This is a genomic window from Citrobacter sp. wls708 (assembly GCF_005281255.1).
Taxonomy (GTDB): domain Bacteria; phylum Pseudomonadota; class Gammaproteobacteria; order Enterobacterales; family Enterobacteriaceae; genus Citrobacter; species Citrobacter werkmanii.
In genome coordinates this window covers 77,066-103,616 of the sequence record NZ_SZXE01000001.1, presented here as the reverse complement: position 1 = coordinate 103,616, position 26,551 = coordinate 77,066, and the positions used below count along the sequence as shown (strand labels likewise).

Below are 26,551 nucleotides of genomic sequence, written 5' to 3'. Positions count from 1 at the left end.
CTCGGCTGTAACCGCATGCTTTTTATTCCCTGGTACATCGACATGAAAACCACCTCCTGATCTGCTTGTTTTTTCATCAGAAGGAATTTTCTTCCCATCCTTGGTCGCGGTATTTTCGCTTAACTATACAACCTTAAAGCCAAAAAAGCAGGATAAAAAACTGTATATAACGAGTTAACTAATACAAATTTTCACAAACCGCTGTTCTGGTTAAAGTTTCCCTGCCCTGAAGCGATACGAAAGCAGACGGTGTCCTGGTGTTAACGCGCCGCCTTTAAACTCAGAGCAGGCAGACTGATTGTGAAACAGAAAAAAAGAGTGAGCATGACAACCGCCTTTTATGTCGCCGCGCTGTCATTGCCATTTTTCTCAGAAATGACAATGGCCAATATGAGCGTGTATCCCATGGAACTGAATGTAGACAGTTCCGGTGCGGCGCAAATTAAGGTGGCTTCAAAAACGGATGATATTCAGTTCATTCGGGTGAGGCAAAAGAAAATTCTTAATCCCGGCACAGCTCAGGAAAAAGAAATTGACGTGGCGTCATGGAAAGAAGATGGCGTGGTGGTTACGCCCGAAAAATTTGCCCTCGCGGCCGGCGCGATGCGCGTAGTTCGTCTGGTATCACTTATGCCTCCGAAAAAAGAGACCACCTGGCGCGTCTATTTTGAAGGGGTAAAACAACCAGACAGCATTATTCCGGGCAAGGCAGAAAGCCCTGCCGCGATGGCGACATTGGGCGTCAACGTGATTTGGGGCGCACTGGTCCATATTGCTCCAGAAGAAAACGTAATTTCACTGTCGTTCGACCCTCGCCGCGGGACGTTAAAAAACAATGGCACGCTGCGTGTACCGCTCAGAGAGATTGGTATTTGTGATGCAAATTCATCGTGTAAATGGATAAAAGAAGACGCGACGATTTATCCGGATACTGAACGGAAATTAAAAACACTCACAATGAGCCATGGCCAGAAATATAAATTCCGCTACTTCAACTGGGTAAATAAAACCGCTGAAGAAGCTGACTTACCCGTCGTGCAATAACACGACATCACAGTAAAAACCCACGTAGTTCGTTGAAAGAGCCAAGGTGCTCATTTGTAAATATGGAGATATCAATGCGTAAGTATATTAAACCTCTGATGATCGTTGCCGCGATGACCTCGTCCTTTAGCGCGCTGGCAATTCAAAAAGATATTACCGTTAACGCCAGCGTTGACTCACAGTTGGATATGACCCAGGCCGATAACACGCCGCTGCCGGCCAGCATCGACATGCAGTACCTGCCTGGTCGTGGTCTGGAAAGCTACCGTCTTAACACCAAGGTGTGGTCTAACTCCGCCACCAGCAACGTCAAAGTGCGCCTCGTTAGTGCGGCAAAACTCACCAACACGGATGGTGACCAGATTGTACCGATGACGGTCATTCTGGGTGATAAAACACTGTCTACCACCGATGCTGAATTTACCGGAACTGAACTGTTCCCTGGCAGCATTGAAAACGGTTCCGCAGTACTGCCGCTGACCATTTCGCAAACCACCAAAGGCATTCTGAAAACCGGTCAGTACAGCGGCGTTGTCAGCCTGATGCTGACGCAGGCGACAACCACGGAAGGCGGTGCGTAACACCACAGTACCTAAGGAATAACGTCAGAGGGTGCCCACCCTCTGACGTCAGGATGATGTCGAGGCTCGGTCATGGCGTTTCACAGAAATACTCTCCTCTTAGTTGCTTTGTTACCCGCATCCATCCAACTCGCCTGCGCAGAGATGGCCGTCCCGGCAGGTTTTGAAGATCTGGCGAAAACACAGCGCCTGTGGACAGAAGTCAATCTCTATGGCGAGTCGCTTGGCCTTTTTGAAACGGATATCACGCTTGAAACAGTAAGTTTTGTCGCGCCTGAAACCGTGGTCACGGCCATCAAACGGCAGTTTAATGACGATCCTGCCCTCATTGCCACCGTGTCTGCAGCCCTGGCCGTTCCACTGGCCCGTAACGGCAATCTGGCATGCAGCAGCAATGGCTCCGCAACGGGGTGCGATTACCTTGATACCCAGCGCGCGGCCATTATCTATGATGAAAATAACGCCCGCATTAATCTTTTTTTCGACAAGAAATTTCTGCCTAAACAAACCACTGAAAGCCAGTGGTATCAGCCCACGCAGGACACCGAGAATGCGTTAATCCATCAGCAGAATATCAATTTTGTTGCCGACAGGGATTACCAGTCAGCCACCGTTCAGGGCAATGGCGCGCTGGCACTCACCCAGGACGGCTACTTTAACCTCGACTGGACCTGGATGGGGCAACGTTCGAAGCACCAGCAGCAACAGGAGATAACCGTCAACAATGCCTGGTTTCGTCAGGATATCTGGCGCCAATACTATGTTCAGTTGGGCGAGATGGACACTCGCGATCTGTTCAGCAATGCCGGCGGGAATATCAATCTCAGCCAACTGCCGCTGGGTAAAATTCGCGGCTTGCGCACAGGCTCAACAAGGGCATGGATCAATCCGGTTCAGCAGTCAAAGGGTACGCCTATCACCGTATTGCTTTCTCATGATGCGCGTATCGACGCCCGCCGGGGTAATCAACTGCTGGCCAGTTTTTATCTGAATGCCGGGGCGCAAACCCTGGACACCCGTTCGTTCCCGGACGGGAGCTATACCGTGACGTTGTCCGTCTATGAAAATAACCGGCTGACGCGCACCGAGCAGGTACCGTTTACCCGAACCGGCATTACACCTTTCGATCGCGTCGAGTGGTTCCTGCAGGCAGGCGAAACTGACAATAACGATCAAAACGACGAACGCAGCGCGGTCGCGCAAGCGGGCATCCGCCTGCCTGTCACTCCGACGCTGGCGCTGACCAGCGGCGCAACAATAAAAAAAAACCAGCGTTTTCTGGAAAATGCGCTCGACTGGAGCCGTGGTTTCAACACCGGCCCGATCGATGGCGTGCTAAGTACCCGCTTTAGCTACCTATACGGCAGCAAAGGTCAACGCGGCAATATTCAGCAAATTAGCTATAACGACGGTTTTTCACTGAGCTTCTATCGCAACGCGTTATCAGCAGAAAACTGCAATACCCGAAGCGCAGGGTTTGACGCCGTGAATGGCTGTTACCGAAGCCTGTCGGTCATGTTCTCCGTCCCTGTCGGCACCTGGTACGCGAGTCTGGGGTATTCAGATAACCGCAACGAAGGACGTTACGTTGCTCGTCGGGAACTCCCGGACAGTGACGATCGCCACGATGCGGGCTTGCCATGGGAGCCGGTTTATATGACCCGCTCGCGCACGCGGGCCTGGCAGGGCGGCTTAAGTACAGCTTTTAACGCTCGCGGCCTGAACATCAACAGCAGCATTAACCTTTTCATGCGAAACGATGACTCCCGCGCAGGTAGGGATAAAGGTGGCTACCTGAGCGTAAGCCTGTCAATGGCGCATAACCGCCAGGGCGATGCGACGAGTTATACCTCTCTGGGCGCGACGTGGCAGCACCAGCAGCATGAAAAAAACCAGCTGAGCTACAACGTGGCGCACAACTGGTATGCCGATGCACGTGGTGAAAATGAGTATGGACTGAGCGCGTCAGGCATTAACAGCGATTCGCTCAATGCCTCTGCCTATACGCGCCAGGGCGGACGCTATGGCAACGGTAGTCTGACCGTCAGCGACGCCTGGGATCGTCAGGATGGGCGTCATACGTTGAGCAGCAGCGGCAATTACAGTTCAACGCTCGCGCTATCTCGCTCTGGCCTGTGGCTGGGCCGTTGGAGCGACGGACGCCCTGCTTCAGCCATCGCGGTTAACGTTGCCACGCCGGAAGATTCCCAGGATCCGCGCGTCGCTGTGTCGCTGGATAACGGCGGCAGCGCAGATATCCCAGGCAATAGCCGCGCCCTCTTCGCCGTGCCTGGCTATCAGCAGACGACGTTGACGATTAACGAATCGCTGGATGTCTCCCGAGGTGCCAGCAGTGAAATCACACAAGGTTCCGGCAGCAGAACATTGTTTATGGTGCCAGGCAAACTGCTCCGTCGGCACGTGCAAACCACCGCAAGCTACACATGGCTCGGCCAGTTAACCGACGAACAACATTCGCCGTTTATTGGCGGCGTGCCCCTGAACGTAAACGGCTGGAGCGACCTTGGCAACGGCGGGTTTAGCGCCCAAAGCGACGCTCTGCTGCATAACCTCTACCTGGTGCGTCAGCAGCAGTTTTATCAGTGCGCGCTAAACGTGAAGAGTATGCGCGACGTCGTGCGTTATGTCGGGTCGATCCCTTGCCGGGAATTAACCTTCTCTGCCCTGCCGGATACGGTCCAGCAACAGGCGCAGCTAATGCTCGCCGGACGTAGCGTGCCGACCGGCCCGACTGCCATGAACGCAGACAACCTCACTAAAGGGAAATGATGTGAACAAAAGCCTTATTATTTTACTTTTCCTGCTCCTGTGGGCTGGCCAGACGCTGGCCGGCGCCCCGGCCGGAAGAAACTCCAGCGTCGGTATAAGCTACGATCGCATGGCACCACCCGCGCGTTTCGATATCTGGCTTCATGAACCAAGTGGCTATGATGCCGCCGATCCGCAAAAGTGGGGACGCAATACCTTGACCTGCTTATCCCGTACCGATACCACCTATGGCGCCTGTATGACCGCCCCGGTGTGGTTCTCGGCGAACCCGGCCGCGCCTTATGCCATCAATTTACGTTTTACACATGCCCTTACCCGCAAAACGGTAGATATCAAGGTGTATGGCGATCACTACCTGTTTATCAGTAACAAAGTCTTTACCTTTGCCAGTTTTGTCGCGGGAGGGACAAAAGTTATTGCGGAATGGAACAGAGAGCCCTATTTCGATTTCTATATTGTGAAAAGCGAACTGGATAAGCTCACTCTACCGGGTATCTGGACCGCCACGCTGAAGCAGAACCTGCGTCAATGGGGGAGCGCCGACTGTAGCGGCGACTACAATGACGTGAATGTCGGATGTCCTGGCTATCTCACCATCGCCAACTGGCAGGCAAATATTCGCATTGAGGTGGTCGATCCGGGTAATCAGCAGATTTATCTGCCCGCATTTCCACACTCAACGCCTATCGTTAACCTCAACCTGACCAACTTCCCGGGGCGGCCCGGCGGCAGCGAGATCCAGGGGGAAAACACGCTGGATATGTGCTTGTACGACGGAAAAAACAGTACCAGCACTCGCACTTATCTGCGGTTTGAGGACAACGAGCTCAACGCTTCTGGCCGTACCGAAGGCGCGTTTTCAATCCGGCGACGTGGCGGAAGTCAGACCGATGCGCGGGATCGTCTCGACTATCAGGTCTTTGTCACCAATCCCATCACTGGCGCAACCGAAACTGTCGCTAACGGTAAAACCGTGGTCTGGCAAGGCACCAACGATCCACAGTATCTGCGTCAGGTCGTGCTGCCCGGCGGGCGCGAGGGCGTACTGTGCGTACCCGCCCCTATTATCCTGAAAACGCCTGCCTTTGCCGCCAGCAGCAAAAATGCCGGGGATTACACCGGTACGCTACGCATTATTTACACGCCCAGTACGTTATAAAGAGGCCGCCGTGAATTACGTCATTCTTGATAATAATCGTTTTTATGCCGAAGGGTTGCGCTATGCCCTTCTGCGTCGTAACGCGCCGACTCAGGTGAAGTGCGGCACGGTAAAGTGGCGTCGTTCGCTGCTGGCCTGCGACACCCTCGTTGTACGTTGCCGCTTTTCCGTCACGAGAACGCATCTGGCGCTGGTCGACATTCTGCTGCAACTGGAGGTCAGGTGCTGGGAGGGAACCGTTTATCTGGTGTGCAATGAAAAAGGCTGGGCACTGGCAACGCATTTGCGAAAGCGTTTTACCACGCTGACCTTGTATATCATTGATGACCGACTTGCCGTCGTGGATGCGGCGTATATGTTCGCAAAAGAGCCCCGTCGGGTACGCAGCCTGAACTGTTGTCTGACAGGCATGGAGTTCAATGTTCTCGACAGGCTGGTTAACGGACAATCGGTAAAACATGTTGCACATATGACGCAGATTAGCGAAAAGCAGGTATCGACGTATAAATGTAACGCGCTGAAGAAGCTTAATGCCAACAATCTGCTACAGCTTCTTCTGTAGGGCAAGGTTTCTCACGCCGCCCCTTATTTGCTAGACTAGGGACGGTTTTTACTTTATCGACAGAGCACTATGTTCATTTTTGCAGGCCAGGAAATTGAGACCGATAGCGAAGGCTATCTGAAAGATACCACGCTGTGGAGCGAGCCGCTGGCGGAGAAAATCGCCGAAAACGAAGGTATCGACCTCTCCCCTGAACACTGGGAAGTGGTGCGTTTCGTACGCGAGTTTTATCTGGAGTTTAATACTTCCCCCGCTATCCGCATGCTGGTAAAAGCGATGGCCAACAAGTTTGGCGAAGAGAAAGGCAACAGCCGTTATCTTTACCGTCTGTTCCCAAAAGGTCCGGCCAAGCAGGCGACTAAAATTGCCGGCCTGCCGAAACCGGTCAAATGTATTTAATAGCGGATACTAAATCCCTTTAGCTCGTCGCCAGGGCGGTGTGGTTCACTTAGAACCCGTTCTACCCTGGCGCTGCTCGGGCCTCCGGCTTTTAACCACTTCATTAGCTGTTCCACCCGATCGCTTTCGCCGCAGGCGACAACCTCTACGCTGCCATCATCCATATTTTTAGCGTATCCGGTCAATCCCAGTCGTTGCGCTTCATGCTGCGTGGTGTAGCGAAATCCTACCCCCTGAACCCGACCATAGACCCAGGCGATTATGCAGACTTTCGACATTGCGGTTCTCCTAATCAACATAAATGAAGGAACAGTTACAAGGCCTCAGCGCACCTGTTTCGGCAGGCATCCGTAATGCTGGCGGAATCTTGCGGTAAATCGTGAGCCTGACAGATAGCCACAGCGTAACGCAATTTCGCCAATCGGCAGCGTGGTCGATTGTAGTTGAGAGAGCGCACAGGACATGCGCACCTCTTCGACTATCTGCCGGTAACTCTGCGATTCCATCTGTAATCGTCGGCGTAATGTTGAAGTACCGATGGACAAGTGACCGGCAATCTCCTGAGCTGTCCATAGCTTAGCAGGGGATAACATAATAAGTTGTCGCACCTGTTCAGTCAGATTAAACCGTCGCTCGATAAGCAGAGGCCCCGCCACACCATCATGCAGTAGCGCCAGCAATAATCCCATCGCCTGATGCTCCTGCAATTTTGCAGGTAAGTCCTGGCGTACAGCGTCCAGCAGGCTTTCCCACATAAATGCCAGTCCGTTACTCATGGGCGTGCATAGCGACGTCAATTTTGCCGGAGGGAAATCCTTGACCCAGTTATTTTTAAACGTGCTAATGATGCTCGCCGACAGCAACAGCAAATCCGAACGAAATGCTCCCTGCTCCGGCTGATTAATAATCTCCAGAGGCGTATTCGCCGGGATGATAATCAGCTCACCCGGCCCTGCAACCAGACGATTGTCATCCTGAATAATGACCTTACTTCCCTGCGTAATATGGCAAATAGCAGCAGAAAACAGTTTAACCTGGTGCAGGCGGTGCAGATGGCCGGAACGCACCTCGGCGGTGGTAAGGTTGTTATGGCGAAAATGGACATCCTGCACCAGTGTATCCTCTTTATTTTCTTGCGTAAGTGGCGGTTAATTCCGCTTTGGCAATCACATGGCTGTTCAGCATAAAACCGACCAGCGCACCGCTGGCGTTACTGTCAATTGGCAACGCATCGGTATTTAACGCCCACACGGTAAACTGATAGCGATGAGGTTTATCGCCCGGTGGTGGACAGGCGCCGCCGAATCCAGCATAACCGAAATCATTGCGTCCCTGAACTGCTCCAGCGGGTAACTTATCCATGCTGGCTCCGCCAGGAAGCGTGTGGACCTGAGCCGGAATATTTACGATGGTCCAGTGCCACCAGCCGCTTCCCGTTGGCGCATCAGGATCAAACAGCGTAATGGCAAAGCTTTTGGCATCAACTGGCGGATTTTGCCAGCTCAGCTGCGGGGAAATATTGTCGCCACTGCAGCCAAACCCCTTAAACACTTGTTTTTGCGTTAATTGCAGGTTAGCGGGTATATCGGCGCTGCTGAGGCGAAATGTCGAGGCGGCAGAGGCATCAAAACTCAACGCGACAATAGCGGCGGTAGCCAGAGAGTAGACAGCTTTCATTACATTTCCTTTTTCTGATTAAGAAATAGCAATGTAAACGGTGGGTATAAAAGAAACTGTGCCTCTGTGATAGCGTTTTGTGCCGAAACGCCCAGCGCCATACGCTGATGATTGACCTCATCATCTGTGCTACTCTACGCGCCATTTTATTTTAATGGTTTCAGGTTGGTACTTTACTCCAGCCCGCGTCACTGTTTGTGAGAGGTTGCTCCGCATGACTGAATCTACAATTCCACATTATCCTCGTTTAGTGTTAGCCAAAGGGCGCGATAAATCATTACTGCGCCGCCATCCGTGGGTATTTTCCGGTGCTGTCGCACGTATGGAAGGTAAAGCCAACCTCGGTGAAACCATCGATATTGTTGACCATCAGGGTAAATGGTTAGCACGCGGCGCGTACTCACCTGCGTCGCAGATCCGTGCCCGCGTCTGGACATTCGACAAGTCTGAATCCATCGATATTGATTTCTTCACCCGTCGTCTGCAACAGGCGCAAACATGGCGCGACTGGCTGGCGAAAAAAGACGGGTTGAACAGCTATCGTCTGATCGCAGGAGAATCCGATGGTCTGCCGGGCATCACCATTGACCGCTTCGGCAACTTTCTGGTATTGCAACTGCTCAGCGCCGGTGCTGAATATCAACGCGCCGCGCTGATTAGCGCTCTGCAAGTTGTGTTCCCGGACTGCGCTATTTATGACCGTAGCGACGTGGCCGTGCGTAAAAAAGAAGGTATGGAGCTGACCCAAGGGCCAGTAACGGGCGAACTGCCGCCAGCCCTGCTGCCTATCGAAGAGCACGGGATGAAGCTGCTGGTTGATATTCAGCACGGTCACAAAACCGGTTATTACCTTGATCAACGCGACAGCCGTCTGGCCACGCGCCGTTATGTAGAAAATCAACGGGTTCTGAACTGTTTCTCTTATACCGGCGGCTTTGCGGTCTCGGCATTAATGGGCGGATGCCGTCAGGTGGTCAGCGTCGATACCTCTCAGGAAGCGCTTGATATTGCCCGCCAGAACGTAGAACTGAACAAGCTGGATCTGAGCAAAGCCGAATTTGTGCGTGATGACGTATTCAAACTGCTGCGCGCTTACCGCGATCGCGGTGAGAAATTTGATGTCATTGTGATGGATCCGCCGAAGTTCGTCGAAAACAAAAGCCAGTTAATGGGCGCCTGCCGCGGCTATAAGGACATCAATATGCTGGCTATTCAGTTGCTCAACCCCGGCGGCGTATTGCTGACATTCTCCTGCTCCGGACTGATGACCACCGATTTATTTCAGAAAATCATCGCTGATGCCGCAATAGATGCTGGTCGTGATGTACAATTTATAGAGCAGTTCCGTCAGGCCGCCGATCACCCGGTGATCGCTACCTACCCGGAAGGGCTGTATCTGAAAGGGTTTGCCTGTCGCATCATGTAACTTGAAAAGTGGAATATTACCCCTACATAGAGGGTATCTATTTCCCGGGAGGTGACTATGATTGCCAGCAAATTCGGTATCGGCCAGCAGGTCCGCCATTCCCTGTTAGGTTACCTCGGAGTGGTCGTGGATATCGACCCGGAATATTCGCTTGATGAACCGTCAGCCGATGAGCTGGCGGTTAACGACGAACTTCGCGCCGCTCCCTGGTATCACGTGGTGATGGAAGACGATAATGGTCTGCCGGTGCATACGTATCTGGCCGAAGCACAGCTGAGTGGCGAGCTACAGGAAGAACATCCGGAGCAACCGTCGATGGATGAACTGGCGCGAACAATCCGTAAACAGCTTCAGGCTCCGCGTCTGCGTAATTGATGCGAACACAAGCCCGATGGCAATTCGCTTATCGGGTTTATGTTGCTCATCCGGCCAGCAACACGGGCCGGATAAGCAACGTGCCTAAGGCAATAACACAACCTTACTTCGCCAGTCCCAGCCGCGGGATCTCAATCGCCGGACAGCGATCCATAACCACCGCCAGCCCCGCGTCACGTGCCAGTACGGCTGCCTGCTCGTTAATTACGCCAAGCTGCATCCATAAGGTCTTCGCACCGATGGCGATAGCCTCCTGAGCAACGCCCCACGCCGCTTCAGAATTACGAAAGACATCAACCATATCCACTTTCTCCGGCACATCCGCCAGCGTCGCGTACCCCTGCTGCCCCAACAGCGTTTTCCCGGCAACTTTTGGCGAAACGGGGATAACGTGATAGCCCTGATCGAGTAAATACTTCATTACCCGATAGCTTGGACGATCGGGTTTATCGCTTGCACCAACCAGTGCAATCGTACGGGTAGATGTCAAAATGCCAGCAATATCGGTCTCTTTCATCGTCTTCCTCCAGGCTGTTTAACAAAGTGTACGACAAACCTGGCCTTGCAACCATTCATCCCATACTGGCGCATGAGAGCTAAACTCAAAAATATGTCTATATGTTAGTAAACGTGACCAGTGAAAAAATTAGATACATCTGATGCAGATATTTTCTGGACAGGAGAAACCTATGAAAGCCGGCATTATGACAGCCTTGATTGCTCTGTGTTTGCCGGTAACTGTTTTTGCCACCTCTTTGCGTCTGTCGAGTGAAATTGATCTTCTGGTGCTGGATGGAAAAAAAGTCTCCAGCTCATTACTGCGTGGCGCCGACAGTATTGAGCTGGAAAATGGTCGGCACCAGCTTGTATTTCGCGTAGAAAAAACCCTTCGCCTGTCCAGCCACGAAGAACGTCTGTATATTTCCCCTCCGCTGGTTATCAGCTTTGATACCCAGCTCGTCAGCCAGGTTAATTTTCACCTTCCGCGTCTGAACAATGAGCGGGACGCATCACATTTCGATGATGCACCGCGTGTGGAACTGCTGGATGGGGACGCCATGCCCATCCCCGTTAAGCTGGATATTCTGTCAATCACCAACACGGCGAAAATCGTGGATTATGAAATGGAAACTGAGCGCTATAACAAAGCGGCTAAACCTGCGTCATTGCCACAATTCGCCACCATGATGGCCGACGACAGCTCGCTGCTTTCTGGGGTGTCTGAACTGGATCGGGTGCCGCCTCAGTCGCAAACGCTGACCGAGCAACGATTAAAATTTTGGTTTGAGCAGGCCGACGCCCAAACGCGAAGTAACTTTCTGCAATGGGCCCAGAAACAGCCTTCTTCATGACATTTATGTTCACAGACGCATTTTTTTTGTCTTTCTCTTGCAGCGTCAAGTGCTTCCAGTACTCTGTAACAAGGTTAACTTGGGAGCTGTACTATGGAATTAACGACTCGCACATTGCCAGCGCGTAAGCATATTGCGCTGGTGGCACACGATCACTGTAAAAATATGTTGATGAGCTGGGTGGAACGCCACCAGCCGTTACTGGAAAAACACGTTCTGTATGCCACGGGAACAACAGGAAACTTAATTCAACGCGCGACAGGAATGGACGTCAACGCAATGCTGAGCGGTCCAATGGGGGGTGACCAGCAGGTGGGCGCGCTGATTTCAGAAGGGAAAATAGATGTGCTGATCTTCTTCTGGGATCCGCTCAACGCCGTTCCCCACGATCCTGATGTCAAAGCTCTGCTGCGCCTTGCCACAGTCTGGAACATTCCGGTCGCCACCAACGTGTCGACGGCAGATTTTATTATCCAGTCGCCAAACTTCAACGATGAGACGGACATACTGATCCCGGATTACGCCCGTTATCTGGCAGAACGCCTCAAATAATGCCCAGGCAGGCGGCAACTACCGCCTGCGTTTCAGGGTTTCCTCGTCACCGGGACATCCAGTCGCTTAAGCTCATCAACAAAACACGATGGTGTTTCTTTATTGAACAGCAACCACACCCGGTGACGTGCGCGCGTTAGTGCCACATACAGCAACCTTCGCTCTTCGGCATCCGGAAAATCTTCAACCGCCGGGAGCAGCGCCTCTTCCATAATCGACTCGCGGGCTGGCGCAGGAAAGCCATCATTACCCTCATGAAGACCGGCGACAATAACGTAGTCCGCTTGCTGTCCTTTACTGGCATGGATAGTCATAAAATCCAGCTGTAGCTTAGGCCAGCGGGTAGCCGCTTTCTCCAGACTGGCCGGTTTCAGATGATGGTATCGCGCCAGGACCAGAATTCTCTCTTCTGTTTTCACAAAACCCGACAGTTTATCCAGCAACAGATCCAACTGGTTTTCATCAAGCAAGGTGACGGCTTTTTTATCCCCTGTCATCAGGCTGTTGAGCGGTTTCGTAAGCTGATGGGGATTCTGCTGAATAAACTGATTTGCGACTTCACCAATACGGCTATTGAAACGGTAAGTCGTATCCAGATTACAGCGATCGCCCTCGCCAAAGTTTTGCTGGAATGCCGTGGTCAGCGAAAGTTGCGCCCCGCTAAACCGGTAAATGGCCTGCCAGTCATCGCCTACGGCAAACAGCGTAGTCTGCGAGTTTTGCTTGCGTAGCGCGGCCAACAAGGCGGCACGCTGAGGAGAAATATCCTGAAATTCATCGACCAGAATATGCTTCCAGGGACTGATAAACCGCCCTTTTTCCAGAATAACAATGGCCTGATGGATTAACCCGGAAAAATCGACGGCATTCTCGTCCTTCAGGGCGCTCTTCCAGGCTTTGAGCAGGGGCGCCATGAGCTTTATGCGTTTACTGAACAGGTCGCGGATCTCCTGCGGAGCATTGGCAATCATCTCCGCCTGCGCTCCGCCATGCATACGCATCAGGCTAACCCAGCGATCGAGCCGGGAGGCCAAACGCCGCTGTAACTTTTCGTCGTCCCAGAAGTTACCTTCGGGTACGGGCCACTGCATCTCTTCTTCTAACCATTGTCGCCAACCTTTGGCCTGCGCTTTTTTCTCGCTGCACTGCTGACGCCAGGTAGTAATGAAGAGTTTGCTGCGCGCAACGGCGTCATTTTCCAGCTTGCTAACTGTCGGGACTTTTTTGCTGCCCTGCGAAATGATATGCAGCGCCAGTGAATGAAACGTCCGCGCGGTGACCTCATCCGTATGCAGACGTTCACGGATGCGGTCATCCATCTCCTGAGCCGCTTTACGACCGAACGCCAGCAACAGAATTTGTTCTGCCGCTGCCTCGCCTCGCGCCAACAGCCAGCCCGCACGGGCAACCAGAACCGATGTTTTGCCGCTTCCCGCCCCGGCAAGTACCAATAAGGCTTGCTCACCATTCACCACCGCGCGCGCCTGGGCAGGGTTCAGCGGCGAAGATTCAATGTGCTGGAAAAACTCGGCATGCTCTGCCAGCATCGCATCGGTATAGGCCTGATTGTGCTGTAAACGACAGGCCTCAATATCCTGCAACCATGCCTGGCATTGGCGTAACGCTTCACGACAATTTTCAAATTCTTGCAGCCGCTTCACCGGTAGCGGCAACGCCGCAAAGGCACGGAGGATCTGCTGTTGCAATCCTGAGGTTTGGCTACGTGTCAGCCATTTATTTTCACTTGTCCGGGCTGCAATCGCATCCAATTGTTGCTGTAACACTCCAGCAGCCACCTCACTCATTTCCTGGCTCCACTGCTGCCAGAGCGTATTTAAATGGTGATGGAAGCGTTGGGTTTCCGCCCATTCTGTGCCGTGAAGCCGTACCACCTTATCATCCGGAAGCACAAACTCCAGCTCTCCCCACACCAGGCCGCGTTTGCAATGAATAGCCAATAACTGGTTGAAGGGAATAAGATACTCGTGACGATCGCCGGAAACTTTAATCCCGGCATTGAGAATAACGGCCCGATCGTAAGGGTGTTGCGCCAGACGTTTTCCAAGAGAAGTTGCTTTCAGTTCCATAAGACTCAAGCGGATCCACACGAAGAGGTTTGCATATCAGTGTAACCGCCAGAGAAAACGTGCTCCAGCCCAAAAAAACGTTACAATTGCCGAATTCACAGAAAACCAGAGTTAATCGAGGGTTTATGCGTACTGTTCTGAATATTTTAAATTTTGTGCTAGGTGGGTTCGCCACCACCTTAGCCTGGTTATTGGCTACGCTGGTCAGTATTGTGCTTATTTTTACTTTACCCTTGACCCGGTCATGCTGGGAAATAACCCGACTCTCGCTATTTCCCTATGGCAACGAAGCGATTCATGTCGATGAACTTAATCCGGTAGGGAAAAATGTGCTTCTTAATACCGGTGGCACATTGCTCAATATTTTCTGGCTGATTTTCTTCGGTTGGTGGCTGTGCCTGATGCACATTGTCTCCGGCATTGCCCAGTGCATTTCGATTATTGGTATTCCGGTGGGCATTGCGAACTTTAAAATTGCCGCTATTGCGCTCTGGCCGGTGGGGCGTCGGGTGGTTTCAGTCGAAGTTGCCCGCGCTGCGCGTGAAGCCAATGCGCGCCGTCGCTTTGAATAATCAGGACTGATGGCCTTTATGTTAAGTCCGCTGCTTAAACGCTATACCTGGAACAGCACCTGGCTGTACTACGTAAGAATTTTTATCGCGCTTTGTGGCACAACAGCGCTACCCTGGTGGCTGGGCGATGTTAAGCTGACCATCCCGCTCACGCTGGGTATGGTCGCTGCCGCGCTGACCGATCTGGACGATCGCCTCGCTGGCCGACTGCGCAATTTGATCATTACGTTGATCTGCTTTTTTATTGCCTCAGCCTCCGTAGAACTGCTCTTCCCATGGCCATGGCTGTTTGCCATTGGGTTAACGCTTTCCACCAGCGGCTTCATTCTGCTGGGGGGCTTGGGCCAGCGCTATGCAACCATCGCCTTTGGTGCGTTGTTGATTGCCATTTATACCATGCTGGGAACGTCGCTTTACGATCAGTGGTATCAGCAGCCGATCCTGTTGCTCGCTGGCGCTATCTGGTACAACCTTCTGACGCTGACCGGGCATCTTCTGTTCCCCATCCGCCCACTCCAGGACAATCTGGCGCGTAGCTACGAACAGTTAGCGCACTACCTGGAACTGAAATCACGCCTTTTTGATCCCGACATTGAAGATGAAAGCCAGGCGCCGTTGTATGATTTGGCCCTCGCTAATGGGCAATTGATGGCGACGCTAAACCAGACAAAGGTATCGTTACTGACTCGCCTGCGCGGCGACCGCGGTCAGCGCGGAACGCGTCGCACGCTACATTACTATTTTGTAGCGCAGGATATTCACGAACGCGCCAGCTCCTCCCATATTCAGTATCAAACGCTACGCGACCATTTCCGTCACAGCGACGTGATGTTTCGCTTCCAGCGCTTGATGTCGATGCAGGGGCAAGCCTGCACCCAGTTGTCCCGCTGTATTTTATTACGCACGCCTTACCAGCACGATCCGCACTTTGAGCGCGTCTTCACGCATATAGATGCCGCCCTGGAGCGTATGCGTGCGAACGGTGCGCCTGCTGACCTGCTCAACACGCTGGGATTTTTACTCTCAAACCTGCGAGCTATCGACGCCCAACTGGCCACCATCGAGTCAGAACAGGCTCAGGTACTCTCGCGTAATGAGTCTGAAAATCAGCTTGCCGATGACAGTCCGCATGGGTTCAGCGATATCTGGTTACGTCTGAGCCGTAATTTTACGCCTGAGTCAGCCCTGTTTCGCCATGCAGTACGCATGTCGCTGGTGCTTTGTGTCGGCTATGCCATTATCCAGATTACCGGGATGAACCACGGATACTGGATCCTGCTGACCAGTCTGTTTGTCTGTCAGCCAAACTACAACGCTACCCGACATCGCCTGGCGCTAAGGATTATCGGTACATTGGTAGGAATCGCCATTGGTTTACCTATCCTGTGGTTCGTTCCCTCTCTGGAAGGTCAGTTGATACTTTTGGTGATCACTGGCGTACTGTTTTTTGCCTTTCGCAACGTCCAGTATGCGCACGCCACGATGTTTATCACGCTGCTGGTACTGCTGTGCTTTAATCTGCTCGGTGAAGGTTTCGAAGTTGCGCTGCCGCGCGTTATCGATACGCTGATAGGGTGTGCCATCGCATGGGCTGCCGTGAGTTTCATCTGGCCTGACTGGCGTTTTCGTAACCTGCCGCGTGTCATTGAGCGGGCCACTGACGCAAACTGTCGTTACCTCGATGCTATTCTCGAACAATATCATCAGGGTCGTGATAATCGTATGGCATACCGTATCGCCCGTCGTGACGCGCACAATCGTGATGCAGAGCTTGCCTCCGTGGTGTCGAACATGCCGAGTGAACCGGATGTCACGGCCCAAACGCGAGAAACAGCATTTCGCTTGCTGTGCCTCAATCATACGTTTACCAGTTACATTTCTGCCCTTGGCGCACACCGCGAACAGTTAACCAACCCGGAAGTTCTGGCATTACTGGATGATGCCGTCTGCTACGTTGATGACGCGCTTCACTATCAACCCGCAGACGAACAGCGCGTCTACCAGGCGCTGGAGGGGCTGAAGCATCGAATTCAGCATCTTGAGCCACGTCCGGATAGTAAAGAACCGCTTGTTATACAGCAGGTTGGGCTATTGATCGCCCTGCTACCGGAAATCCGGCGATTACAACAGCAAATTGCCGTGCTGCCTTCTAATACCCTGGCTTCGGCGTCAGTGAACTGACCCACTCCACCAGCTCCTGGCGACGGACCGCCGGGAGCGCTGCTTCATGCACGCCACCGACCGCGCCTTCAAGGGCATAAAGTATTTTTACCGTCAGGGCTGGATTATTTTGCCGCAGTTTCAGCCAGCACATTTGGGCGCCCAACGTTCGCAATGTTCCCTCATCTTTAATTCCTGCTTCATTTAGCAGGGTCTCCAGATGAAACGTCATATTTGGTAGTTCCCGCAGACGATGTTGAGCAAAGCGACTCTGTTTTTCCTTAACAGCAGCATCCAATGAGTACCGCGATAACGACACCAATTGCTGATGGTTTTGCCACAGCGCATCATTTACCTGATAGTAGTTGAGTACCACCGGACGCCCGCGCTTTATAAATGTCAGCCAGACAGGCGAATTTTTTGCACAGTACTGTACGCTCTGTTCGCAGGCCCGAAGATATAACTCACCGCTGGCGACCATAGCAAAGACCGTATCCCCAACCGTCAAACTGTAGCTGCCAAATAATGAGCGATAGTGAATTGTTCCCAGAGACGCCAGATATTCTTGTGATTTATAGATCTTTGCATAAGAAAGTTCTTTCATAAAAATCCTTTTAAATCATAACGTAAGCAAATGATTTTCAATAACAGATCCGTTAATGACGAAAATAGGCAACTTATTCGCACGGGGCAAGATGAATTTTATTTTTCCCGTAACTACGACTAAAAATTGCGAACCTGTTTCCGAAAATAAGGTTGATCTTTGTTGATAGCAGGGTTACTGTATATCCATACAGTAACTCACAGGGCTGGATTGATTATGTACACTTCAGGCTATGCAAATCGTTCTTCGTCGTTCTCTTCCACATCAAGCAACATTGCGCGCGTTTCATCAGAGAACGCAACCGCTGGGCTTATCAGTGAAGTGGTCTATCGCGAGGACCAGCCCATGATGACGCAACTACTGCTGCTTCCCCTGCTGCAGCAGTTAGGGCAGCAATCACGCTGGCAGCTGTGGCTGACGCCTCAGCAAAAATTAAGCCGGGAGTGGGTACAGTCAGCCGGGCTTCCATTAACAAAAGTGATGCAGATTCGCCAACTCTCCCCCTGCAATACGCTGGAATCGATGATCCGTGCGCTGCGCACAGGTAATTACAGCGTCGTTATCGGCTGGCTGGGAGAAGAGTTAACGGAAGACGAACACGCTGAACTGGTTAAAGCGGCTGAAGAAGGAAATGCTATGGGATTTATCATGCGTCCTGTTCGCGCACAGTCACTTGCGGGGAGACAGCATTCCGGGCTAAAAATTCACTCGAATTTGTATCATTGAGTAAAATTAGGATTTATCCTGGAATTTTTTTTCATGCTTCAATTTGCCTTTGAGCTTTAACGCGTTTTTCGTGCGAACGCCTGTCTCAAGCGGTTTTCAGGAAATCTCCAGTGCATTTAGACATCAATAAATGTTAAATATTATGTATACAAGCCTTTTTTTTTCATATGCCTGACGGACTTCACACTTGTAAGTTTTCAACTACGTTGTAGACTTTACATCGCCAGGGGTGCTCGGCGTAAGCCGCAGATATCGGTAGAGTAACTATTGAACTGGTCCCCGGGTGAAGGATTTAACCGTGTTATCTCTCTTCGGAGATATTCATGGCGAATTTTGGATGATAACGAGGCGCAAAAAATGAAAAAGACAGCTATCGCAATTGCAGTGGCACTGGCTGGTTTCGCTACCGTGGCGCAGGCCGCTCCGAAAGATAACACCTGGTACACTGGTGCTAAACTGGGCTGGTCTCAGTTCCATGATGTTGGCAACAACCAGATCAACAACAACGGACCGACTCACGAAAGCCAACTGGGTGCCGGTGCGTTCGGTGGTTACCAGGTTAACCCGTACGTTGGTTTCGAAATGGGTTATGACTGGTTAGGCCGCATGCCGTACAAAGGCAGCGAGCAGAATGGCGCTTTCAAAGCTCAGGGCGTTCAGCTGACCGCTAAACTGGGTTATCCAATCACTGACGATCTGGACGTTTATACCCGTCTGGGTGGTATGGTTTGGCGTGCAGACGCTCAAAACAACACTGGCTTCAAAGACCACGACACTGGTGTATCCCCAGTATTCGCTGGTGGCGTAGAGTATGCAATTACTCCTGAAATCGCTACCCGTCTGGAATACCAGTGGACCAACAACATCGGTGACGCGAACACCGTTGGCGGTCGTCCGGATAACGGTCTGTTAAGCGTTGGTGTTTCTTACCGTTTCGGCCAGCAGGAAGAAGCAGCTCCAGTAGTTGTTGCTCCAGCTCCGGCTCCAGAAGTACAGACCAAGCACTTCACTCTGAAGTCTGACGTTCTGTTCAACTTCAACAAAGCAACTCTGAAACCAGAAGGCCAGCAGGCTCTGGACCAGATGTACAGCCAGCTGAGCAACCTGGATCCGAAAGACGGTTCCGTAGTGGTTCTGGGCTTCACTGACCGCATCGGTTCTGACGCTTACAACCAGGGTCTGTCCGAGAAACGTGCTCAGTCCGTTGTTGATTACCTGATCTCTAAAGGTATTCCTTCTGACAAAATCTCTGCACGTGGCATGGGCGAATCTAACCCGGTTACTGGCAACACCTGTGACAACGTGAAAGCTCGCGCTGCACTGATCGACTGCCTGGCTCCGGATCGTCGTGTTGAGATCGAAGTTAAAGGTATCAAAGACGTTGTAACTCAGCCTCAGGCTTAAGTTATCGTCTTATAAAAAAACCCCGCATCGCGGGGTTTTTTTTCATCTGTGTTTTAATCAAAGCACACTACTACGTCACCCATTAAACCACCCTGCCACTACTCTTTTCCCAGCAGTGCCTGTAAATCCTGTTTTAATGTCGACATTTTATTTGCGTACTTCTCTTTATGCTCCGCATCTTCAATCAGTTGCACAATGGTTTCAGAAAGCGTTTTACCGCGCCGCTGCGCAAGGCCTGCTAAGCGTTGCCAAACCATGAATTCCAGATCGATAGATTTCTTTCGTGTATGCTGATGCTCAGCATTAAAATGCCGCTTGCGCCTCGCCCGTATGGTCTGTTTCATACGATTGAGTAGCGCAGGGTTCATGTGTTCTTCAATCCAGGTATTGACCCGAACCGGTTCATTTTCGAGGGTTAGCAATAAATCAACGGCTTCTTTGGCAGCGCTGGCCTCTACGTAACGGGTTATTAATTCCCCCTCACGATGCTTCTTCACCAGGTACTTCCACTTCCAGCCGCTTTCAAGATTTTCAAGTTGTTGATATTTCATTGCGATCTCAATGTTACCGTGTAACTCTTATCAGAATATCAGCTTTTTGAGCAACTGAAGAAAAGAATATCCAGCCTGTGAACTGCCGCGCGTCATCACTTCCGTTTCGCGGTGCTTTCCAGGTGTGTAGTGATGAGGGTTACGGTATAATCTCGTTTTTAACAACAGACTAAAAAACATCAACTTTGACCATTACGAAACTTGCATGGCGTGATCTGGTTCCTGATACCGACAGTTATCAGGAAGTATTTGCACAGCCGCACGTCACTGACGACACCGATACCTTACTTAGTGATACTCAGCCACGTTTACAATTCGCGCTAGAGCAGCTTCTGCAGCACTGGACGACGTCCTCGTTCATGCTGGTAAAAGCACCGGAAGAGCTTGAATACCTTAACCTTATTGCAACTGCTGCACATACACTGCACACGGACGCAGGACGCCTGACTGGGGGTCATTATGATATCTCTGGTCGCACTATCCGCTATCGTACAGCGGAAAAAGCAGAAGACAATTTTGCGACGTTAACTCAGGTGGTCAACGCTGACTGGGTTGAAGCCGAGCAACTGTTTGGCTGTCTGCGTCAGTTCAATGGCGATATTTCCCTGCAACCAGGTCTGGTGCATCAGGCGAATGGTGGGGTGTTGGTTATCTCATTACGCACTCTGCTGGCCCAACCGCTGTTGTGGATGCGCCTGAAAGCCATTGTCAGCCACGAGCGCTTTGACTGGGTAGCTTTTGATGAGTCTCGCCCATTGCCTGTTTCCGTTCCGCCGATGCCGCTTAAACTGAAAGTGATTTTAGTCGGGGAGCGTGAATCACTGGCAGATTTTCAGGACATGGAGCCAGAACTGGCTGAGCAGGCCATCTACAGCGAATTTGAAGACAACCTGCAGATAGTCGATGCCGAAACCATGACACAGTGGTGCCAGTGGGTAACGCATACCGCCACGCGCAACAATTTGCCCTACCCCGCGCCTGATGCCTGGCAGGTTCTAATCCGCGAAGCGGTGCGCTATACCGGCGAACAGGATACGTTGCCGCTTAACCCCTTGTGGATCATCCGACAGTTCAAAGAAGTGGCCCCGCTATGCGCGAGCGAAACCTGCACAGCGGAGCAGTTCAGCCTGATGCTGGCGCAGCGCGAATGGCGGGAAGGATTCCTGGCCGAACGTATGCAGGATGAGATTCTGCAAGAGCAAATCCTTATTGAAACGGAAGGCGAGCGAATTGGTCAGATCAACGCCCTGTCGGTCATTGAGTTTCCGGGTCATCCTCGCGCGTTTGGAGAACCATCACGTATCAGTTGCGTGGTGCATATTGGCGATGGCGAATTCACAGATATTGAGCGCAAAGCCGAGCTGGGAGGAAATATTCATGCCAAGGGGATGATGATTATGCAGGCGTTCCTGATGTCTGAACTCCAGCTTGAGCAGCAAATTCCCTTCTCGGCCTCGCTGACCTTTGAACAATCATACAGCGAAGTTGATGGTGACAGCGCGTCCATGGCGGAATTGTGCGCATTGATTAGCGCCCTCGCCGACGTCCCTGTGAATCAAAGCATCGCCATTACGGGTTCTGTCGATCAATTTGGTCGGGCGCAACCTGTCGGCGGTCTTAACGAGAAAATTGAAGGTTTCTTCGCCATCTGCCAGCAGCGTGAGCTGACAGGTACTCAGGGCGTTATCATTCCATCAGCTAATGTCAGACACCTGAGCCTGCAACCGGCACTGCTACAGGCCATAGAAGAAGAAAAATTCACTATCTGGGCGGTGGACGACGTAACCGATGCATTGCCGCTATTACTAAATCTGGTGTGGGATGGCGAAGGCCAGACAACGCTGATGCAAACCATCCAGGAACGTATTGCGACAGCAACGCAACAGGAAGGCCGTCACCGTTTTCCATGGCCGCTACGTTGGCTGAACTGGATTATTCCGAACTGATCGGACTTGTTCAGCGTACACGTGTTAGCTATCCTGCGTGCTTCAATAAAATAAGGCTTACAGAGAACATGGTAGATAAACGCGAATCCTATACAAAAGAAGACCTTCTTGCCTCTGGTCGCGGTGAGCTGTTTGGCGCAAAAGGCCCGCAACTGCCTGCACCAAGCATGCTGATGATGGACCGTGTCATTAAGATGACCGAAACCGGTGGCAACTTTGACAAAGGTTATGTTGAAGCTGAACTGGATATTAACCCGGACCTGTGGTTCTTCGGATGCCACTTCATCGGCGATCCGGTAATGCCAGGCTGCCTGGGTCTGGATGCCATGTGGCAGCTGGTTGGATTCTATCTCGGCTGGCTGGGCGGCGAAGGTAAAGGCCGCGCGCTGGGCGTAGGCGAAGTGAAATTCACCGGTCAGGTTCTGCCGACTGCGAAGAAAGTCACTTACCGCATTCACTTCAAACGCATCGTTAATCGTCGCCTGATCATGGGCCTGGCTGATGGCGAAGTGCTGGTTGATGGTCGTCTGATCTACACCGCAAACGATCTGAAAGTGGGTCTTTTCCAGGACACTTCCGCGTTCTAATCGCAGAGATCAGGCGTTGCGTCGTTGTCGGATGACAGCGTAAGCGCCTTATCCGGTCTGCAAAAAGGCGAAACCTCCGCTCTGCGGAGGTTTCTTTTATCTAAAGAGACAGAATCAGGCCATTAAAACCCTATCCCCCATGGCTTCTCGCCAGCCTCCCAGCCAGTATGATCTCTGATTCAGCGCCTGATAGGGACACATTTCTTTTGAGCGTCCGGCAATGCCGGCCTGATATCCACGTTGATGTGCCCGTTCCAGGCGATCTCGTTTTTGTCTCTTCATGCCTCGTTTCCCTCATCTTTAGTTCTGGTGGAAAAGAAAACAGTGATTACTAAGTGTGCAATCACACTAAACGAATACCCCTAAACATCAGGCTCGTCAATGCGCAAAATTCACGCCAGTGTCATATTTGTGAGCTACCCGCGAAATCATTTGTACAAAAAAAATCAGACAGAACAGTTATCTTCGCGGCTAAAAAATAAAAAAAACCGCCCCGGGCGGTGAACCAGGGGCGGCATAATTTACAATTATTTAAGCTTAAGGGATGCGTTTCAGCTCTTTAGCTATGGCCGTCGCTTCCTGACTCCAGGCGCTGGCGAGAACCTTCACCATCTCATCGTAGCCGTCCCTGGTCTGCACTGCTTCGATGTGGAACGGACGCTTGATCAACTGTCCCTGGTGATTCAGTAACCATTCTCCGCTCACGATAACCTTCCCATCGTACCTACCGTGGAAGCCGGTTACAGTGACGTTCAGCGTGTCCTGCGTGCTTCCCAGCGGCTGCGAAGCGACAACCCAGCCAGGTAATTGCATACTGAGGTTCGTCACCAGCGTATTGCGCAATTGCTGATCTAAAGGACTGGCCCAGAGATTATTATTCGCTATCACATATTGCACATCGCTGGTCTGGTAAACCACTCCATTACCCGCCAGATAGTCCGGCACCGCAATCTGCTCAACCCACAGCAGCCGGTTACCCTGGTTGGCGGAGCTTTGGACGCTCCCTTGCGCGATAGGAAGCTGGTAATAGCTTTTATTTTCTCCGCTGGAGCTGCATGACGTCAGCCAGACCGCCATCATCACCACTAGCCACTTTTTCATTGTTTCGCCCTCTTCGGCTCTGGATCTTTTTTGTCCTTCGCTTCAAATACCAGCGCATTGCTCTTATCGTTCAACGTTTTCAGTACCGGTTGCAGTTCGCGCAGTACCTGATCAAGACGCTGCATATCCGCCACCATCTTGTTGTAGGCTGCCGAGCCCGGCTGGAAGCCCTGCATGCTACGATTAAGTTCACGCAACGTATTTTGCATATCCGCCGGAAGATCCTGCATTGACTGGCTGGATGTGATCTTATTCATATTATCCAGCGTGGTTTGCAGATGCTTCATCGTACGCTGGCTTTCTGACAACGTATTGGTCGCCTGCTCAATCATCGGGTTCAACGGCAGATTATTAATCTTATCCAGCGCTTCCATCAGGCGCTGCTGGATCTGCGCTAAACCGCCACTCACCGTCGGGATAATCTGATAACCATTAAATTCTCGTACACCGCTAATCGGTGGTTCTTTCGGGTAGAAGTCGAGATCGACATACAGCGCGCCGGTCACCAGATTCCCGGTTTTCAGCGATGCGCGTAATCCGCGTTTGAGCAATTGCTCCAGATGAGCGCCAACATCAGTGTCCTCGCCCAGCTGTGCTTTCAGGCGCTCAGGCTCGATGCGTACCAACACCGGAATGCGGTAATCATTGTTAAATACCTGACGCATGTTCGGTGAGAAGAAAGGTACTTTACTCACCGTCCCCAGACGAATGCCGCGGAATTCCAGCGGCGCGCCTGGCTGCAGGCCACGAATCGAATCCTTAAAGAACATCAGGTAGTCAATATGATCGGTATACAGGGAATCCTGAATACTTTTTTGATCGTCATAAAGATTAAACGCGGACTGTTGCCCAACCGGCTCACCTTGTTCTAAACCTTCTGGCACATCAAAACTTACGCCACCGCCAAACAACGTGGAGAGCGATCCCATTTCCACACGCATACCTGCGGAGGTAAGATCCACGGCGATCCCACTGTCTTTCCAGAAACGCACATTGCTGGTCACCAGACGATCGTTAGGCGCATTAATGAAAAGCTGGTAGCTGATAGTACGCTTTTGCGCATCGAAGGTGCTGGTCTCAACCGACCCCACACGATATCCACGGAACAATACCGGATCGCCGGGGCTTAACTGCCCGGCTTTTTTACTGTCCAGTATCACGCGGATCCCTTTCGCATCTGGCGGTGCCAGCGGCGGTGAGTCCAGTAGTTGGTAATTTTCCAGCTTATTCCCTTTATTGCCGGGCTGCAGTTCAATATATGCCCCGGACAATAGCGTGCCCAGGCCGCTGATACCTTCACGACCAACCTGCGGCTTCACCACCCAAAAAACAGAGTCTTTATGCAGCAGCTTTTCCATTCCGGAGTTAAGACGAGCTTTAATCTCCACATGGGTCAAATCATCCGTCAGAGTCGCGCTCTCGACGATGCCGACATCCACGCTGCGGCTTTTAATCGTCGTTTTGCCGCCTTCAATCCCTTCGGCATTGGTGGTAATCAGCGTGACTTCCGGCCCCTGATGGCTGTAATGATAAAACAGGACCCATGCGCCAATAAGCGCAGTAACGATCGGGAATATCCACACGGGCGACCAGTTTTTCACCTTCTGCACTTTGGCTTCCCCACTTTTAGATTCCATGCTGTCAGGACTCCTCATGATCTGGTTCTGGTTCACGGTCCCACGACAGACGCGGATCAAATGTCATCGCAGAAAACATTGTCATAATGACGACTAAAGCAAACATCAAAGCACCCATTGCAGGATAAATGTTCATTAACCCTCCCATGCGCACCAGCGCAGAGAGTACCGCAATCACAAAAACGTCGATCATTGACCAGCGACCGACAAATTCCACCACTTCATAAATCAAGTGCATACGTTCACTGTCACGTTTGCCGTGCCCCTTGGCATCCCAACATAGCCAGGCAATGGCAATCATTTTCAACGTCGGCACCATAATACTGGCGATAAAGATAACCGCCGCCACCGGATAAGAGCCTTCGCTCCAAATCAAAACCACGCCTTCAAGAATCGTTGACGGCAACTTGGATCCGAGCAAATCGGTAATCATGATCGGCAGGATGTTGGCAGGAAGATAAAGCATGATTGACGTGAACAATAACGCCATCGTCCATTGCAGACTGTTTTTGCGACGCACGTAGCCTTTCGTCTCGCAGCGCGGGCACACCCGTTCGTCAGCGGGAAGAATCGCGGTGCAGCAGGAACAAGAACGCAACCCCTGCCGGATGCCGGGCACACCTGGCTTTAATTCCTGGTTAATGACAGGCATTGGCGCAATATCATCCCACAGCCAACGGCGGTCAACGCACTGAAACGCCCGTAGCTGTAGTACACAAAAGAAGCACCATGGGATGAAACTGCTGCCCACGCCGATATCACCATAAGCCATCAGCTTAACGAAACTGACCAGCACTCCGGCGAGGAAGATTTCCGCCATCCCCCAGCTTTTCAACTGGAACAGGACGCGCGCAAGCCTGGCCTTTAGCCAGCCAGGCATTTCGGCACGGTTCACCAGCAGCAGAATAGTCAGTAAACAAAACGCGGGAACCAACTGGACGAATAATAAAAAAAACGTGCCGAGGCTGGCGTAATCTTCAGAGAAGAGCACGCTGGGGATTTCCAGCAACGTCACTTCACTGCTTACCCCTGCGACGTTCATATTCACAAAAGGGAAGAGGTTTGATAAAAGCAGCATGAACAGCGCTGCTAAAACATAGGCAGTAGGACGCTGCCTCGGCGCGTCCCACTCAACCGTTAACGTAGTGCCACATCGTGGACATGCCGCTTTCTGACCATGCTCAAGGCGCGGTAACGCCACCAGCATGTCACACTGCGAACACAAAATATGCTTCGCGGCATGGTGATGTTCGCACATA

General features: G+C 51.8%; 27 protein-coding genes. 16 read left to right on the top strand and 11 right to left on the bottom strand.

Translation table 11 applies throughout. The features are described 5' to 3' along the window. The first annotated feature begins 300 nt into the window (after positions 1-300). The 6 genes from FDW97_RS00430 to tusE all read left to right on the top strand — a co-directional run bounded on the left by FDW97_RS00430 (position 301) and on the right by tusE (position 6,535). A complete protein-coding gene (locus FDW97_RS00430) occupies positions 301-1,044 on the top strand; it encodes a fimbrial protein (protein ID WP_069323275.1) in 744 nt (247 codons plus the stop codon). Positions 1,045-1,118: 74 nt separating this feature from the next. Beyond that, the gene (locus tag FDW97_RS00425) at positions 1,119-1,625 is read left to right on the top strand and encodes a CS1 type fimbrial major subunit (protein WP_069323274.1); all 507 of its coding nucleotides are present in this window, start codon (positions 1,119-1,121) and stop codon (positions 1,623-1,625) included. A gap of 72 nt (positions 1,626-1,697) precedes the next feature. Beyond that, positions 1,698-4,415 carry a TcfC E-set like domain-containing protein gene (locus FDW97_RS00420; protein ID WP_137350476.1) on the top strand — a complete coding sequence of 906 codons (2,718 nt, stop codon included), beginning with the start codon at positions 1,698-1,700 and terminating at the stop codon, positions 4,413-4,415. Position 4,416: 1 nt separating this feature from the next. Then, positions 4,417-5,574 (top strand): CfaE/CblD family pilus tip adhesin, encoded by a 1,158-nt coding sequence (locus FDW97_RS00415; protein WP_137350475.1) that lies wholly within the window; start codon positions 4,417-4,419, stop codon positions 5,572-5,574. Between the two features lie 10 nt (positions 5,575-5,584). Further along, a complete protein-coding gene (locus FDW97_RS00410; RefSeq protein ID WP_137350474.1) occupies positions 5,585-6,136 on the top strand; it encodes a LuxR C-terminal-related transcriptional regulator in 552 nt (183 codons plus the stop codon). A 69-nt stretch (positions 6,137-6,205) separates the two neighbouring features. Next, positions 6,206-6,535 (top strand): sulfurtransferase TusE, encoded by a 330-nt coding sequence (gene tusE, locus FDW97_RS00405; RefSeq protein ID WP_038639458.1) that lies wholly within the window; start codon positions 6,206-6,208, stop codon positions 6,533-6,535. On the opposite strand, the gene yccX is transcribed toward tusE, so the two are convergent. The 3 genes from yccX to FDW97_RS00390 are packed head-to-tail and all read right to left on the bottom strand — an operon-like array spanning position 6,532 to position 8,212. Beyond that, on the bottom strand, positions 6,532-6,813 hold the full coding sequence (gene yccX, locus FDW97_RS00400) for an acylphosphatase (RefSeq protein WP_038643100.1): 282 nt from the start codon (positions 6,811-6,813) through the stop codon (positions 6,532-6,534). The two genes, tusE and yccX, sit on opposite strands and share 4 nt — an antisense overlap. A 45-nt stretch (positions 6,814-6,858) precedes the next feature. Further along, complete coding sequence (locus tag FDW97_RS00395; protein WP_038639456.1) at positions 6,859-7,647, bottom strand: AraC family transcriptional regulator; 789 nt, start codon at positions 7,645-7,647, stop codon at positions 6,859-6,861. A 13-nt stretch (positions 7,648-7,660) separates the two neighbouring features. Beyond that, entirely contained in the window at positions 7,661-8,212 is a 552-nt protein-coding gene (locus FDW97_RS00390; RefSeq protein WP_085048592.1) for a YbhB/YbcL family Raf kinase inhibitor-like protein, read from the bottom strand. Positions 8,213-8,426: 214 nt separating this feature from the next. On the opposite strand from FDW97_RS00390, the gene rlmI reads away from it, so the two are divergent. Next, entirely contained in the window at positions 8,427-9,638 is a 1,212-nt protein-coding gene (gene rlmI / locus FDW97_RS00385) for a 23S rRNA (cytosine(1962)-C(5))-methyltransferase RlmI (RefSeq protein ID WP_087857541.1), read from the top strand. 57 nt (positions 9,639-9,695) lie between these two features. After that, positions 9,696-10,013, top strand: a complete 318-nt coding sequence (hspQ, locus tag FDW97_RS00380) for a heat shock protein HspQ (RefSeq protein WP_038639447.1) — start codon at positions 9,696-9,698, stop codon at positions 10,011-10,013. A 103-nt stretch (positions 10,014-10,116) separates the two neighbouring features. Here hspQ and FDW97_RS00375 read toward each other — a convergent pair whose 3' ends face one another. Then, positions 10,117-10,530: a CoA-binding protein gene (locus tag FDW97_RS00375; RefSeq protein ID WP_006685217.1), complete on the bottom strand. Its 414-nt coding sequence runs from the start codon at positions 10,528-10,530 to the stop codon at positions 10,117-10,119. 172 nt (positions 10,531-10,702) lie between these two features. Here FDW97_RS00375 and FDW97_RS00370 point away from each other — a divergent pair, with 172 nt between their 5' ends. Together FDW97_RS00370 and mgsA are read left to right on the top strand one after the other, a co-directional pair. Further along, on the top strand, positions 10,703-11,365 hold the full coding sequence (locus FDW97_RS00370) for a DUF2057 family protein (protein ID WP_137350473.1): 663 nt from the start codon (positions 10,703-10,705) through the stop codon (positions 11,363-11,365). A 93-nt stretch (positions 11,366-11,458) separates the two neighbouring features. Next, entirely contained in the window at positions 11,459-11,917 is a 459-nt protein-coding gene (gene mgsA, locus FDW97_RS00365) for a methylglyoxal synthase (RefSeq protein ID WP_038639442.1), read from the top strand. Between the two features lie 32 nt (positions 11,918-11,949). On the opposite strand, the gene helD is transcribed toward mgsA, so the two are convergent. After that, positions 11,950-14,004: a DNA helicase IV gene (gene helD / locus FDW97_RS00360; RefSeq protein ID WP_137350472.1), complete on the bottom strand. Its 2,055-nt coding sequence runs from the start codon at positions 14,002-14,004 to the stop codon at positions 11,950-11,952. Between the two features lie 125 nt (positions 14,005-14,129). Here helD and FDW97_RS00355 point away from each other — a divergent pair, with 125 nt between their 5' ends. Together FDW97_RS00355 and yccS are read left to right on the top strand one after the other, a co-directional pair. After that, positions 14,130-14,576 (top strand): YccF domain-containing protein, encoded by a 447-nt coding sequence (locus tag FDW97_RS00355; RefSeq protein ID WP_085048594.1) that lies wholly within the window; start codon positions 14,130-14,132, stop codon positions 14,574-14,576. Positions 14,577-14,594: 18 nt separating this feature from the next. Then, positions 14,595-16,757: a YccS family putative transporter gene (gene yccS, locus FDW97_RS00350; protein WP_085048614.1), complete on the top strand. Its 2,163-nt coding sequence runs from the start codon at positions 14,595-14,597 to the stop codon at positions 16,755-16,757. On the opposite strand, the gene FDW97_RS00345 is transcribed toward yccS, so the two are convergent. Beyond that, entirely contained in the window at positions 16,726-17,340 is a 615-nt protein-coding gene (locus FDW97_RS00345; RefSeq protein ID WP_085048595.1) for a TfoX/Sxy family DNA transformation protein, read from the bottom strand. The genes yccS and FDW97_RS00345 overlap by 32 nt on opposite strands. Before the next feature lie 216 nt (positions 17,341-17,556). Here FDW97_RS00345 and sulA point away from each other — a divergent pair, with 216 nt between their 5' ends. Both sulA and ompA read left to right on the top strand, forming a co-directional pair. Continuing rightward, positions 17,557-18,066: an SOS-induced cell division inhibitor SulA gene (sulA, locus tag FDW97_RS00340; protein WP_038639432.1), complete on the top strand. Its 510-nt coding sequence runs from the start codon at positions 17,557-17,559 to the stop codon at positions 18,064-18,066. Positions 18,067-18,423: 357 nt separating this feature from the next. Beyond that, entirely contained in the window at positions 18,424-19,470 is a 1,047-nt protein-coding gene (ompA, locus tag FDW97_RS00335; RefSeq protein ID WP_085048596.1) for a porin OmpA, read from the top strand. 98 nt (positions 19,471-19,568) lie between these two features. On the opposite strand, the gene matP is transcribed toward ompA, so the two are convergent. Next, entirely contained in the window at positions 19,569-20,021 is a 453-nt protein-coding gene (gene matP / locus FDW97_RS00330) for a macrodomain Ter protein MatP (protein ID WP_042314187.1), read from the bottom strand. Positions 20,022-20,206: 185 nt separating this feature from the next. On the opposite strand from matP, the gene FDW97_RS00325 reads away from it, so the two are divergent. Together FDW97_RS00325 and fabA are read left to right on the top strand one after the other, a co-directional pair. Then, positions 20,207-21,967 carry a Lon protease family protein gene (locus FDW97_RS00325; protein ID WP_085048597.1) on the top strand — a complete coding sequence of 587 codons (1,761 nt, stop codon included), beginning with the start codon at positions 20,207-20,209 and terminating at the stop codon, positions 21,965-21,967. Between the two features lie 68 nt (positions 21,968-22,035). Further along, positions 22,036-22,554, top strand: a complete 519-nt coding sequence (fabA, locus tag FDW97_RS00320) for a bifunctional 3-hydroxydecanoyl-ACP dehydratase/trans-2-decenoyl-ACP isomerase (RefSeq protein WP_003035875.1) — start codon at positions 22,036-22,038, stop codon at positions 22,552-22,554. Between the two features lie 114 nt (positions 22,555-22,668). Here fabA and rmf read toward each other — a convergent pair whose 3' ends face one another. From rmf to pqiA, 4 genes are all read right to left on the bottom strand, one after another. Continuing rightward, entirely contained in the window at positions 22,669-22,836 is a 168-nt protein-coding gene (gene rmf / locus FDW97_RS00315; protein ID WP_071888121.1) for a ribosome modulation factor, read from the bottom strand. A 255-nt stretch (positions 22,837-23,091) separates the two neighbouring features. Continuing rightward, positions 23,092-23,655 (bottom strand): membrane integrity-associated transporter subunit PqiC, encoded by a 564-nt coding sequence (pqiC, locus tag FDW97_RS00310; RefSeq protein WP_085048598.1) that lies wholly within the window; start codon positions 23,653-23,655, stop codon positions 23,092-23,094. Continuing rightward, on the bottom strand, positions 23,652-25,292 hold the full coding sequence (gene pqiB / locus FDW97_RS00305; protein ID WP_038639416.1) for an intermembrane transport protein PqiB: 1,641 nt from the start codon (positions 25,290-25,292) through the stop codon (positions 23,652-23,654). Before pqiB ends, pqiC begins: the two co-directional genes overlap by 4 nt. 4 nt (positions 25,293-25,296) lie before the next feature. After that, on the bottom strand, positions 25,297-26,550 hold the full coding sequence (gene pqiA, locus FDW97_RS00300) for a membrane integrity-associated transporter subunit PqiA (RefSeq protein WP_038639412.1): 1,254 nt from the start codon (positions 26,548-26,550) through the stop codon (positions 25,297-25,299). Position 26,551 lies beyond the last annotated feature (1 nt).

Excerpts from the sequence above, each read along its gene's own strand:
- matP (WP_042314187.1), bottom strand. The coding sequence starts at position 20,021 with ATGAAATATCAACAACTTGAAAATCTTGAAAGCGGCTGGAAGTGGAAG.
- sulA (WP_038639432.1), top strand. The coding sequence starts at position 17,557 with ATGTACACTTCAGGCTATGCAAATCGTTCTTCGTCGTTCTCTTCCACA.
- FDW97_RS00355 (WP_085048594.1), top strand. The coding sequence starts at position 14,130 with ATGCGTACTGTTCTGAATATTTTAAATTTTGTGCTAGGTGGGTTCGCC.
- rmf (WP_071888121.1), bottom strand. The coding sequence starts at position 22,836 with ATGAAGAGACAAAAACGAGATCGCCTGGAACGGGCACATCAACGTGGA.
- ompA (WP_085048596.1), top strand. The coding sequence starts at position 18,424 with ATGAAAAAGACAGCTATCGCAATTGCAGTGGCACTGGCTGGTTTCGCT.
- helD (WP_137350472.1), bottom strand. The coding sequence starts at position 14,004 with ATGGAACTGAAAGCAACTTCTCTTGGAAAACGTCTGGCGCAACACCCT.
- yccX (WP_038643100.1), bottom strand. The coding sequence starts at position 6,813 with ATGTCGAAAGTCTGCATAATCGCCTGGGTCTATGGTCGGGTTCAGGGG.
- FDW97_RS00390 (WP_085048592.1), bottom strand. The coding sequence starts at position 8,212 with ATGAAAGCTGTCTACTCTCTGGCTACCGCCGCTATTGTCGCGTTGAGT.
- FDW97_RS00370 (WP_137350473.1), top strand. The coding sequence starts at position 10,703 with ATGAAAGCCGGCATTATGACAGCCTTGATTGCTCTGTGTTTGCCGGTA.
- pqiB (WP_038639416.1), bottom strand. The coding sequence starts at position 25,292 with ATGGAATCTAAAAGTGGGGAAGCCAAAGTGCAGAAGGTGAAAAACTGG.
- fabA (WP_003035875.1), top strand. The coding sequence starts at position 22,036 with ATGGTAGATAAACGCGAATCCTATACAAAAGAAGACCTTCTTGCCTCT.
- FDW97_RS00375 (WP_006685217.1), bottom strand. The coding sequence starts at position 10,530 with ATGAAAGAGACCGATATTGCTGGCATTTTGACATCTACCCGTACGATT.
- pqiA (WP_038639412.1), bottom strand. The coding sequence starts at position 26,550 with ATGTGCGAACATCACCATGCCGCGAAGCATATTTTGTGTTCGCAGTGT.
- FDW97_RS00345 (WP_085048595.1), bottom strand. The coding sequence starts at position 17,340 with ATGAAAGAACTTTCTTATGCAAAGATCTATAAATCACAAGAATATCTG.
- FDW97_RS00420 (WP_137350476.1), top strand. The coding sequence starts at position 1,698 with ATGGCGTTTCACAGAAATACTCTCCTCTTAGTTGCTTTGTTACCCGCA.
- hspQ (WP_038639447.1), top strand. The coding sequence starts at position 9,696 with ATGATTGCCAGCAAATTCGGTATCGGCCAGCAGGTCCGCCATTCCCTG.
- mgsA (WP_038639442.1), top strand. The coding sequence starts at position 11,459 with ATGGAATTAACGACTCGCACATTGCCAGCGCGTAAGCATATTGCGCTG.
- yccS (WP_085048614.1), top strand. The coding sequence starts at position 14,595 with ATGTTAAGTCCGCTGCTTAAACGCTATACCTGGAACAGCACCTGGCTG.
- rlmI (WP_087857541.1), top strand. The coding sequence starts at position 8,427 with ATGACTGAATCTACAATTCCACATTATCCTCGTTTAGTGTTAGCCAAA.
- tusE (WP_038639458.1), top strand. The coding sequence starts at position 6,206 with ATGTTCATTTTTGCAGGCCAGGAAATTGAGACCGATAGCGAAGGCTAT.
- FDW97_RS00425 (WP_069323274.1), top strand. The coding sequence starts at position 1,119 with ATGCGTAAGTATATTAAACCTCTGATGATCGTTGCCGCGATGACCTCG.
- pqiC (WP_085048598.1), bottom strand. The coding sequence starts at position 23,655 with ATGAAAAAGTGGCTAGTGGTGATGATGGCGGTCTGGCTGACGTCATGC.